This is a genomic window from Paenibacillus glycanilyticus NBRC 16618 (genome assembly GCF_004000805.1).
Classification (GTDB): domain Bacteria; phylum Bacillota; class Bacilli; order Paenibacillales; family Paenibacillaceae; genus Pristimantibacillus; species Pristimantibacillus glycanilyticus.
The window spans coordinates 37,408-49,572 of the sequence record NZ_BILY01000047.1; the positions used below are offsets into that span (position 1 = coordinate 37,408).

The window sequence follows — 12,165 nt, forward strand, 5'->3', positions numbered from 1 at the left end:
AATGCTGAGCATTATGATTATCGACGATGAGGATCTGATCCGCCGCGGGCTGGAGAAGATCATTTCCAAGCTGAACGAGGAATATCTGGTTGTCGGCAGCTTTTCGAACGGCTTTGAGGCCTCCCAGGAGCTGGACCGTCTCTCTCCGGATGTTGTTATTACCGATATTAAAATGCCCTATATGGACGGGCTGCAGTTTATAGAGGAATTAAGACGCCGTCTTCCGGATGCGCGTTGTCTAATTTTGAGCGGCTATAACGACTTCGATTATGCGCGTACCGCCATGCAGTATGGCGTAAAGGATTATCTGATTAAGCCGGTGGATAAGGAAGAGCTGCTGGCGAACCTTACGCATATTCATAAGGAGTTGAAAGAAGCGAAGCAGGAAAAAGAAAAGGAGCAGCTGCTAAGCAAAAAAGCGCAGATGAGCGATCTTTTGCTGCGGGAGCAGCAGCTGCGTCGGCTGCTGGGCGGCGATAAGGATACGGCTGTATCCGCCGGGGTGGAGGAGCTCTCCTTACCGGTTGTATTTGGGTGCCCTTACGCGGTGCTTGCCGTCCGGGCTTCCAATCAAGGCATGAAAGAGCAGCTGCTGGAATGGGGAAGGACGATGGCGGCTGAAGGCATAGAGAGCGTGGCTATGGAGGCGCAGATTATCGCCCTGTTGGTTCCTGCTCCCAAGGAGGAGGAGACGGGCAGGCTTGCTCACAAAACGGCGCTTCGCTTGATGAGCGACCTGCAGTTTGCCGCCAAAGGCAAGTTTGCGATCGGAATCAGCGGCGGATATCAAGGGAGCGATAAGGCGATATGCGCTTATCAGGAGGCATTGGCGTTGTCCTGCGCCGGCATTTACAAGCGCGAAGCGTTTGCCGTTGTGACGGGCAAGGAGGGACCAAACGCTCCAGCGGATCCTGCTTTTTTCACCGGGCTGTTGACTGGCGGCTTTACCCAGGCGCTGGAGCGGCTTGATGCGGAAGGCATCGGGGCGGCGGTTCAGCGGATGTTCGCGGAGATCGAGCGGGTGCGGCCGCCTTATGCGGATCTCGTCCAGTTTATGGCGAATCTTCTGTATACCGCCGTACAGAAAGTAGACGGCCTGCTTGACGAGCTGGTCAAGCTGACGCCGCCGGGCGTGGGCGTCTACCAGTCGGTTGCGGACTTTTTTAACCTGACGGAGCTGAAGGAACGGATCCAGCATTTGCTGGAGCTGTCCCTGTACCGGCTTGCTTCCGCGCGCAAGGAGGGCGGCAACCGGGTGATTGAGACGGTTAAACAGCTGATTCAGCAGGATTACGATAAAGACCTTGAACTGACCGAGCTGTCCGAGAAGGTATTCCTTAACCCGAGTTATCTCAGCACGTTATTCAAGCAAGAGACGGGGCTGACCATCACGCAATACGTGCTGCAGCTGCGCATGATGAAGGCGAAGGAGCTGCTGAAGAAGCGTCTTGACCTGAAGGTCTACGAGGTCGGCGAGCAGGTGGGTTACCCGGACTCTATCTATTTCAATAAGGTGTTTAAAAAAATGGTAGGCATTACGCCTAAGGAGTACCGGAATTTATAATCCTATTTCACTTAAATTCCAAATTAAATACCATAAACAAAAAACCGCGACATTAAATTGCGAAGGCGCTTTCTCTATAATCGGTTTTGTAAGTAAGCGCATTCACCACATATTCGAGGGGGAGTCGGGTTTGAAAAAGCAACAGTTAATTTCCACCATGGCCGTGTTAGGCCTTGCAATGACAATGGCAGCAGGATGCGGCTCAAATAACGGGAACAACGAAGGAGCGGCAGCGCCAAGCAACAATAAAGCGGATAATGCCGCTGCAACAACGAAGGCTGATAACGCAGCCGCAACAAACGCCGCAGTCAGCGAGGAGCCGGCTGCTCCGAAGATCGCGGGCAAGGTGGTGTTCACAACCAACCGGACGGACCTGGTGGATACGGAGCTCAAGAATTACGCGGCCAAATTCCACGAGAAATATCCGGACGCGACGGTTGAGATCGAAGCGATCAAGGATTATGACCAGACGACAAAAATCCGCATGGCATCCAACGAGCTTGCCGACATCAGCCTGATCCCAGGCACGGTGAAAAACTCGGATCTGCCGAACTTTTATCTTCCTCTCGATGATCTGGGCCTGAACGACCGTATTTATTTCAAAGACAACCGCAGCCAGGACGGCAAGCTTTACGGCATCTCCTCCGGCAGCGCCGCGATGGGCGTCACGTACAACAAAAAAGCTTTTGCGCAAGCCGGCATTACCGAGGTGCCGAAGACGCTCGACGAGCTTTACACCGCAGCCGAAAAGCTGAAAGCAGCGGGCATCATCCCGCTCGCGACAAACTTCAAGGACAAATGGCCGCTGTACGGCTGGGATCAGGAGGCGTTTATTTTCGCCAATGACCCGTCCCTGCACAACACGATGGCGACGCAGGATGAACCGTTTGCGGTGGATGGCCCGCACTGGCAGGCGTTCTCCATCCTGAAGAAAATGGTGGACAGCGGTTACGTTGAGAAGGACCTGATGTCGACGAACTGGGAAGGCTCCAAGAAGGATGTCGCTTCCGGCAAAATCGCCATGTTCCTGCTTGGCAACTGGGTAGTACCGCAAGTGGTAGACAACGGCGCTGCCGCGGAGGACGTAGGCTTCTTCCCGCTGCCGCTCGACAACAGCGGCGAAGCGAAGGTGATTCTGGCTTCCGACTACTACTACGGCATCGATAAAAACAGCGAAAACCCGGAAACGGCAAAAGCCTTCCTCAAATTCCTGATCGAAGAATCCGGCTATGACGATTACGCGGGCTTTATCCCCGTTCTGAAAGACAAGAAGCCTAAGCTGGCTCAGCTGAACGAATTTATGGCGACCAATCCGAAGGTAATCGAGATGGCTGCCGAGAACGACGACTACCTCGCGATTGCGAACAAAATGCAATTCGACACAAGCGCTTTCGCTCAAGACGCGATTATGGGCAAAGACATGAAAGCGGTATTTGATTCCTACAACAAGAAGTGGAAAGATGCGAAGGCATCCTTAGGCAAATAGGTTCATAGCGGTTAACGGGAAGAGAAGATGCTTATCGGCTGAATCGATAACGTTTTCTCTTCCTCCTTATCAAGGAGTAGAGAAGGGTTGCCGATGTTTGCAATGAGTTACAAGATACAGCGCTATGTCATATTGATCTCCTTCCTCACGCTTCCGCTGCTGCTGCTTGCGGTATTTTCCTTCTATCCGGCCATTTACCTGGCTTGGTTGAGCTTTACCTCATGGGACGGCTACAGCCCGGAGAAGGCTTGGGTAGGAATCAGCAACTATAAGGAGATTTTTACGAACGCGGATATTTTCAAGGTTCTTTCCCATAACTTCGTGTACTTTATCGGGGGGATCGTCCAGAACATCGTGGCGTTATTCTTTGCCGTGCTGCTCAACTCGCGGTTAAGAGGGCGCAACGCGTTCCGGGTATTGCTCTTCCTGCCTTACATTATGAACAGCGTGGCCATCGCCTATATGTTCACCTATGTCTACGATGCGCAGAACGGCTCGCTGAATGCGCTGCTGACTTCCGTCGGGCTGCAATCCTGGATCAAAAGCTGGCTGGGAGACGCCGCGATCGTCAACTACTCGCTTGCTTTTATCTCGGCATGGAAGTTTATGGGCTTTAACATGGTTATTTATTTAGGCGCTTTACAATCGATTCCCGGCGATCTGTACGAGGCGGCGAAGATTGACGGGGCGGGACCGTTTAAGTCCTTCCTCTACATTACCTGGCCGAGCATCATCAAAATTGTGGAGCTCAGCATGCTGCTGACGGTCAGCGGCGCGCTTGAAGTATTTGATCTGCCGTTTGTCATGACGAAGGGCGGACCGGCCGGCTCCAGCCAGACCTTTGTTACCCAGACCGTCGAGACGGCTTTTAACTTCAGCAACTACGGGCTTGCATCGGCGATGGGGATGGTGCTGCTGTTTATTGTCGTGCTGGTGATATTCGTGCAGCGGAAGCTGATTTTGCGAGGGGGGGACTAGAGCATGAGCTTGGAGACATCATTGAAAAAACGTGCCGGCACCGTAACCGCGCGACCGGTCTCGCCCTCCCGCGCGATTGCCGCAGCTTTGAAATACGCGGTGCTGCTTGCCGCCGTGTTTGTTATTTTGTTCCCGCCGTATGTCGTCGTCTTGAACGCGTTCAAGGGCAATGAGGAGTACGCCAAGTCCGGCGTCTTTGATTTCCCGCATTCGTTTGCTAACCTCGATAACTTCTCCACGGTGTTCCACCGCGGGGATATGCTTAACGCTTTTATGAATACGGGCACGATTCTCGGCTTGTCCGTTCTAGGCAACGTACTGATGGGGACGATGGTGGCCTTTGCGCTTGGGCGGTTTAATTTCAAGCTGAAATCCTGGATTCTAGGCGCTTACGTCGCTGCCACGCTTATTCCGTCCGTCACTACGCAGGTCGCTACTTTCGGCATTATCAAGGAGCTTGGCTTGTTTAACTCCCTGTACGGTCCGGTGCTTCTGTACATCGGGACGGATGTGGTGCAGATCTACCTGTATCTGCAGTTTATCCGCCACATTCCTTACGATCTCGACGAGAACGCCATGATCGAAGGCGCGTCGCTGTTCCGGATTTACCGCTCGATTATTTTTCCTCTGCTTGCGCCGGCGACGGCGACGGCGGTTATTCTGAAGAGTATCTCGATCTACAACGATATGTATATCCCGTATCTGTACATGCCGTCGCAGAAGCTGCGGGTCGTCTCGACGGGGCTGATGAACTTCGTGGGCGTCAACAGCGCGCAGTGGAACGTGGTATGCGCGGCGCTGCTTATTATTCTTATACCGACGACTATCCTCTATCTTGTTATGCAGCGTTTCATCTTCTCCGGGATCGTCAACGGTTCGGTCAAATAACTAAAGTCTCAATTACCTTTGAAGGAGTGGACTTATGTTTAAACGCAAGAAGATGCTGTCGCTTGGTCTCGCGGTGCTCGTAGCGGCTTCCGTTGTTATGCCCGGAATCCAGAGCTCGAGGGTATACGCGGAGGAAGTCGATGCGCCGATAGCTGCGGAAGCCGTATCCCCGTTCATCACGCGCAGCGGCGATAAGCTGATGGACGGCGATCGGGAGTTCCGGTTTATTTCGGCCAACGTACCAACTCTGTCGATGGTAGAGGATATCTACTGGCGGACGCCAACCGAGTGGGAACAGGAGGATGCGTTCAAGACGCTAGTCCAGATGGGCGGAACGGTAACTAGGCCGTATGTGCTGTCCGTACGCAAAGCGGATGATCCCGCCGATATGGTGCGCCACATTATGGGCGTCGGCTCGGACGATAAGTTGATCTTTAACGAAGATGCGTTTGTCGCTTACGATAAAATGATCCAACTGGCCGGAGAGTACGGGATTCATCTGATTCTTCCTTTTGTCGACCAGTATCAATGGCAAGGCGGGATTGCGGAATACGCAGCCTTCCGGGGCAAAAGCAAAGACGCGTTCTGGACCGATCCGCAGCTGATCGCAGATTTCAAGTCGGTCATTTCGTATACGCTTAACCGCGTAAATACGTTCACCGGCGTTGCTTACAAGGATGATCCAACCATTCTGGCGTGGGAGACGGGCAACGAGCTGGTGCCTCAGTCCTCGGCCTGGACACATGATATGGCGACTTATATTAAAAGCATCGACGCCAACCATCTCGTGCTCGACGGCAAATACGGCATCGACGATGCTTCACTGACGGATGACGCGATCGATATCGTCTCCAATCACTACTACCCGGACCATTACCCGAGCTATGCGTCCCAGGTGAACGTCGACAAGAATAAGGCAGCGGGCAAAAAGCCGTTTATCGTTGGAGAGTTTGGCTTCAAGTCAACGAATGAACTCAGCGCATTCCTCGATAACGCGATCGAGAACGGCACCTCCGGCGCGATGATCTGGAGCCTTCGTTACCATAGCCGGGACGGCGGCTTCTATCCGCATACCGAATCAACGTTTAACGGCGTTTTTTACGGAGCGTACCGCTGGCCGGGATTCCCTTCGGGAGACGGCTTTGACGAGACGAATATGCTGAATACGCTTAGGGACAAAGCGTTCGAGATCCGCGGCTTCAGCGAAGCACCTGCGCTGCCGAAGCCGGAAGCTCCCGTCATGCTGTCGGTTGATTCCGTATCGACGATTAGCTGGCTGGGCTCGGTTGGCGCTTCTTCTTACCGGGTTGAACGTTCCGGGCAGCCTGATGGCGGCTGGACGGTAGTTGGCGAGAACGTGTATGACGCGGTACCTACGGAATCCCAGTTGTTCGACGATACGAGTGCTGTATCGGGTCAGACCTATTACTACCGGGTTACGGCGAAGAACGGCGCGGGAGAATCGGCACGATCGGCTGTTGTTGGGCCGGTTGCGGCAAAGCATGTCATTCAGGACGAAATGCGCAATTTCGGGAAGCTTTACAGCCATACCTCGGATCTGGAATACGAAAGCCGTGATCCGAATGCTTTTGGCGGGGATGTATCCCGTATTAAAGCACTGGCAACCGACAACCAGCAAAGCGTGCAATACGCGATTCCGCTTCATGAAGACGGCACGCCGGTAAAGGTGAAGTCCGTAACTGTGGAAGGTTATGTTGCCTCGGCAAGCAGCGATCAAAACTTCAGTTTGTCTGCTTCGTCCGATGGCTCGGCGTTTGAGCCGGTTGATGCGGAAGCGGCGGAGTCGGGCGGCTCGTGGAAAAAAAGGTCGTATACAACCGGCGAGCTGGCTGACGGCGTAAAAGTACTGCGGATCGATTATCCCGCCGCATCGGCTTCGGGACAGCTGGGCAAGGTTGTTATCGAGTATGAGCATGACGGCACGGCGCTTACGTTCCCGAATTCCGTGCAGCAGGGCGGCATCACGAACGGGATTTTATCCGATGATCTGAATAATTTCCTCAAGATGGATTCGCATTCGGCGAATCTTGGCTTCTCGTCGGATACGCCGGAATATTTCGGCGGCGACGCGAAGCGGCTGTCCCGTACGTCCAACGAGCACGAATGGTTCACGTACAAGGCGGACGGCGATATGAATTACTTCAAGTTCTACGAGTACGCCAGGCAGAACCCAGCCGATTACGTCCTGCCGGACTTCAAGTTCTATACCTCGGCTAACGGCACGGATTTTACCGAATTTACGAATGTGGTGAAGACGAGCAAGCTGGGCGAAGGATACTGGGCGAAAACCGACTATATCGCTTATCAGCTTCCGGCCGGTACGCGGTATGTGAAATTCGAATTTCCGGTTGTGCCGGAAAGCCATCAGGACCAGCGCTGGAATCCGCAGGTCAGCAGCCTGCAGATCGGGGTAGGCGGCGCCAAGCTGGATCCGCCGGCGGAGATCAAGAAATCGGCGATTATCGATGATTTTGAGGGCTATACAGGCTCGAACAACGCTCTCTGTGCAGCATACAAAGCGAACGCGGACGGTTCGCCGGTAACGTTGTCGCTGGATACGGCGGGTAAGGTGAACGGCGCCTATGCGATGAAGCTTGTTACGGATCTCAGCAAAGGCTGGGGCGGCATGGAGAAGGATCTGGCGGGCGCCGATTGGTCGGGCAACAGCGGCATTCAGCTGTGGGTAAACCCGGGCGGCAAGGAGGTTGGCCTCACGCTGCAGCTGACCGAAGGAATGGGCACGCAAAACGAAGTGTGGAAATCGGATACCCGCATCAGCGGCAATGAGCCGGTACTGGTGCAGTTACCGTTCCGCAACTTCTATATTCCGGATTGGTGGAAGAGCAGCCACGCCGGACAGGGCAACGGCAAAGTTGATTTGAGCGGGGCCGCTTCGTTTGGACTCTATTTCGACGGACCGGCTGGCGATACGACCTTAATGATTGACGATATTAAGCTTTATCGCTTGCCAACGATAGATACGTTCGAAGGCTATGACGGGGATAATGCCAAGCTGGCCGCGGGTTACTCGGTTAACCCGGATGGCGGTCCGATTACGTTGTCTCTGGATACCGGCCATAAGAGCGAAGGCGGTTTAGGTCTGAAGCTGGCTTATGATTTAACCGGCAAAGGTTTTGGCGGCGTGACCAAACAGCTTGGAGGCATTGATTGGACCGGCAACAACGGTATTCAGCTATGGCTGGAGCCGGACGGCCGGAATCGGGGCGTGACGGTGCAGGTGAAGGAATCAAGCGGCGAGTATTGGGAAGTGAAGATCCCAACTTCCGGCACGGCCGCGCAGACCGTCAGCGTTCCGTTCCATCTGTTTGCGATGCCTAGCTGGAGCGGCAAGGATAACGGGAAGCTTGACATCGGCTCCATTGCGGAGTTCTCGGTTTATGTGGACCGCGGAGCGGGAGAAGCCGGTACCGGCGCGATTTATCTGGATGATATCAAGGCTGCGAAGCTGAAGGATATCGATTCGTTCGACTATTATCAAGGCAGCTCCTCGCTTGTTGGGGCGGCTTATGCTCGCAATACAAGCGGCGATATGATTACGGCATCACTGGATTCGGCTTGGAAAAAGAGCGGCAGCTACGCGCTGAAGCTGGATTACACCTTAACCGATGCGGTAGGTTACGCCGGCGTAAACAAGGCGCTTGGCGCCATGAACTGGTCGGAAGGCGGCAATGCCGTTCAGTTCTGGATGCTGCCAAACGGCGCGAATCACGGTCTGACCTTCCAGTTCAAAGAGACCGACGGCGATATTTGGGAAGCTCAGGTAAGCATGGCCGGTACGGAGGAACAGTTAGTGACGATTCCGCTTGCCGGTTTAACCCGTACCAAATGGTCAACCGGGGATGGCATCATGGATGTATCCAGCGTAGCCGAATACTCCATATACGTGAACAAAGGCAGCGGCTCAGCCGGATCGTATTCGGTTAGCTTGGACGATGTTGGGCTGACGACTATTCCGGTAATCGACAACTTCGATTATTATGACGGCCGGGAGCTGGTTGCTCTGGGGGCATATACCCGCAACCCTTGGGGCGGCAGCCTGACGATAACGCCGGATGCCGGGCATAAGGAAAGCGGACGTTTCGGCATGAAGTATGAATACTCGTATCCGGATGCGGCAACCAATTTTGCCGGAGCAACAAAGCTGCTCGGCTTGTCGGATTGGAGCGGCGAGGACGGTATCCGGTTCTGGTATACGCCGGACGGCTCCGGCCGGAAGCTGGTTGTGCAGTTCAAGGAATCGGACGGCGAGACCTGGGAGTATTACGTGACGTTGACCGGTACGGAGGCAAAGGTGCTGAAGATGCCGTTTGATCAGTTCGTGCATGCGCCGTGGAATACGGCGGGCAACGGCACGCTGGACTTGAACGCGATTACGGAGTTCTCGCTTTACGTGAATCAAGGGGACGGTACGGTGGGCAGCGGTACGTTGTACTTTGACTCTATTGGTTTGTATCAAGGGAATACCGATCCGACTGATCCAACCGGTCCTACGGATCCGGGGCCAAGCGGGCCTTCTAATCCGGGTACCCCTCAAGATAAGACCGTTTGGAAAGTGACGGCCGATCAGCTCAAACCTACAGGGCAAGGTACGGTTGTGCTGAATGCTCCGGCAGGCGTAACCATGCTGAAGCTGCCGCTTCAGGCGGGAGCGCTGCTTGGGAAAAACAATCTGCAAGTTAAGATCGGCGATGCGGCCCTTACGGTAGGTGCCGGCGCGCTGCAAGCCGCTTCCCAATTGCTCACCGCAAGCGGGCAGGGCACGGGAGCAAGTCTCTATATCTCATTGACTTCCTCGGCAGGTTCGGCGCCAGCTTCTTCGGCAGCAACCGAGAAGTGGAAGGCATCGGGAACGGTATACGATATCCAGGTTGGCGTATGGACGGCAGCTGGTATCAAGCAGCCTCTAACGAAGTGGGCCTATCCTGTTCAGCTGCAGCTCCCGGTAAGCAAGGAGCTGAATCCAAAGCTTGCCGGCATTTATGCAGGCAGTTCGGACGGCGGATGGATTTATGCCGGCGGCCGTACGGATAAGGAAGGGACAGTTATCCGGGCGTTTATTACTCAGCCGGGAAGCTACGCAGTGCTGACGAGAGAGAAGTTTTTTGCCGATGTACCGGACGGCTCGTGGGCGAGCGATTCCATTAGGCAGCTTGCAGCACTACAGATTATTAACGGTACGGATGCGGAGCATTTTACGCCTAACCGGTCGATTACGCGCGGTGAATTCGCGGTTATTCTTGCGAAGGTGCTGGAGCTGCCCGCGGCTGATAACCTGCCGTTTACGGATGTAAATGCAGAAGCCTTTTATGCCGATGCGGTTGCGGCCGCCGCGCAAGCCGGTCTGATTCATGGACGCGACGCGGATACGTTTGCGCCTAACGACAAAATCAGCCGGGAAGAGATGGCCGCTCTGATTGTAAGAGCTTTTGAGCTTAAGATGGGGACGGTTGGCGTGACGGATAGACATCAATATAACGACATTAACGCGATCTCCGGCTGGACGCTTGAGGCGGTAGACAAAGCTTTTGCTTCCGGTTTGATGAATGGTACCGAAAGCGGAAACTTCGCTCCGGACAAGGAAGTTACCCGCGCCGAAGCGGCTGTTGGGCTAGCCCGCCTGCTCGACAGGCTGCTGCAGTAAAACAGAATAAAAAGGCGCCATTTAACGAAAGTTATGGCGCCTTTTTATAATAGAGACGGGGGATAGGCTCTTGTATAATGATACTTGTACCTATTTACATTTGGATGGAGCTGATCAGATGCTGAAAGGATTAACGCGGGCAGGACTTGGACCAATCGGTGATGACAAAGCCTTTATTGAGCAGGCGGCACGTTACGGATTTCAATCGGTAGATCTGGATGCTGCGGGTCTTATTCATACATACGGCTTGGAAGGCGCACGGGAATTGCTGTCGGCGAACGGGATTTCGGTCGGTTCGTGCGGCTTCCCGGTTGAATGGCGTACGACGGACGAAGCGTTCCGGGACGGGCTGCCTCAGCTGGAGGAGCAGGCGAAAGCGGCGGCACAGCTTGGTTGTACGGCAAGCTGCACGTATATTTTGCCGGCAACGGACGTATCCCCGGGGATTTTCACCATTCAGGCGGTCCGCCGTCTTAGAGAATCTGCAAATATATTAAATCATTACGGCGTTAAGCTTGGACTGGAGTTTGTTGGACCGCATCATTTGCGTACGGCTTGGAAGTATCCGTTTATCTATTCGATGGAGGATACGCTGGCATTTGCCGATGCGATTAATGCTCCGAACGTTGGCCTCCTGTTTGATGCGTATCATTGGTATACAAACGGGCTCGGCACGGAGGATATCGAAAAGCTGTCCCCTGAGCAAATCGTTCATGTTCATATTAACGATGCGAAAGACATTTCGGTTGAGCAGGTGCTGGACAATGACCGCGTGTATCCGGGCGAAGGCGTCATCGATCTTCCTGGTTTCCTGCGCAGCTTGAAGAAAATCGGCTACACCGGCGCGGTAGCGCAAGAAATTCTTGCGCCGGGCGACATCGTCAGCTCGGTTGAGGAAGCGCTTGAGCGCTCCAAAGCCGGATTTGATAAGGTGTTTGCTAATATTTAATCGAGGATAGAAAAGGCTCTCCCGTCAGGGAGAGCCTTTTCTATTTACCTGTGCTCCCGAAGTTTGTTGCCGCCAGCCCGCCAATAGAGCACCTTTCCCCGCAATCTAGCAACCTTTTATCTAGACCATTCCAAGCTTAACGATGCGCCGCATCGTTAAGCCTTCGAGAAAGTAGCGGACCAACAAACCCCATTTACTTCCAGAAACTCATTGCCCATAGCAGCAGTCACGCTTTATCTGAACGTAATGCAAAAATGCAAGATATTAAGTGCTTAACCTACTAAACTAACTCATCTAGCTGCAAAAGTGCAGGTTAATCGGGTGAGATAGGGCTTTTAGGCGCTGCAACGAGCGAATGATCTGCACTTTTGCATGACGATGGCCCGCGGCGCTACGTTGGATCAAATTTACCTGTATTACCGCAGTTTGTTACCGCCAGCCCGCCAATAGAGCACCACTCCCCGCAATCTAGCAACCTTCCATCTACCATTCCAAGCTTAACGATGTGCCGTATCGTTAAGCTCCCGAAAAAGCACCTCTGCCAGCCTCTTAACGATGTGGGACATCGTTAAGCAAGCCACAAACGCCCAATAATCGGCCCAAAACGGGCAAAGTTA

The 12,165-nt window shown here is 53.9% G+C and carries 6 protein-coding genes; all 6 read left to right on the plus strand.

The window, feature by feature from the left end; translation table 11 throughout:
- The first annotated feature begins 1 nt into the window (after position 1).
- Positions 2–1,564 (plus strand): response regulator transcription factor, encoded by a 1,563-nt coding sequence (locus PGL01S_RS27015; protein WP_127498210.1) that lies wholly within the window; start codon positions 2–4, stop codon positions 1,562–1,564.
- 130 nt (positions 1,565–1,694) lie between these two features.
- Positions 1,695–3,050 (plus strand): ABC transporter substrate-binding protein, encoded by a 1,356-nt coding sequence (locus PGL01S_RS27020; RefSeq protein ID WP_127498212.1) that lies wholly within the window; start codon positions 1,695–1,697, stop codon positions 3,048–3,050.
- 93 nt (positions 3,051–3,143) lie between these two features.
- Positions 3,144–4,028 carry a carbohydrate ABC transporter permease gene (locus tag PGL01S_RS27025; RefSeq protein WP_127498214.1) on the plus strand — a complete coding sequence of 295 codons (885 nt, stop codon included), beginning with the start codon at positions 3,144–3,146 and terminating at the stop codon, positions 4,026–4,028.
- Positions 4,029–4,031: 3 nt separating this feature from the next.
- Positions 4,032–4,916 (plus strand): carbohydrate ABC transporter permease, encoded by an 885-nt coding sequence (locus tag PGL01S_RS27030; RefSeq protein ID WP_244935769.1) that lies wholly within the window; start codon positions 4,032–4,034, stop codon positions 4,914–4,916.
- A gap of 34 nt (positions 4,917–4,950) precedes the next feature.
- Entirely contained in the window at positions 4,951–10,599 is a 5,649-nt protein-coding gene (locus PGL01S_RS27035) for an S-layer homology domain-containing protein (protein ID WP_127498216.1), read from the plus strand.
- A gap of 118 nt (positions 10,600–10,717) precedes the next feature.
- Positions 10,718–11,548 (plus strand): sugar phosphate isomerase/epimerase family protein, encoded by an 831-nt coding sequence (locus tag PGL01S_RS27040; protein ID WP_127498218.1) that lies wholly within the window; start codon positions 10,718–10,720, stop codon positions 11,546–11,548.
- The last annotated feature ends 617 nt before the right edge of the window (positions 11,549–12,165 follow it).

Excerpts from the sequence above, each read along its gene's own strand:
- PGL01S_RS27025 (WP_127498214.1), top strand. The coding sequence starts at position 3,144 with ATGTTTGCAATGAGTTACAAGATACAGCGCTATGTCATATTGATCTCC.
- PGL01S_RS27035 (WP_127498216.1), top strand. The coding sequence starts at position 4,951 with ATGTTTAAACGCAAGAAGATGCTGTCGCTTGGTCTCGCGGTGCTCGTA.
- PGL01S_RS27015 (WP_127498210.1), top strand. The coding sequence starts at position 2 with ATGCTGAGCATTATGATTATCGACGATGAGGATCTGATCCGCCGCGGG.
- PGL01S_RS27040 (WP_127498218.1), top strand. The coding sequence starts at position 10,718 with ATGCTGAAAGGATTAACGCGGGCAGGACTTGGACCAATCGGTGATGAC.
- PGL01S_RS27030 (WP_244935769.1), top strand. The coding sequence starts at position 4,032 with ATGAGCTTGGAGACATCATTGAAAAAACGTGCCGGCACCGTAACCGCG.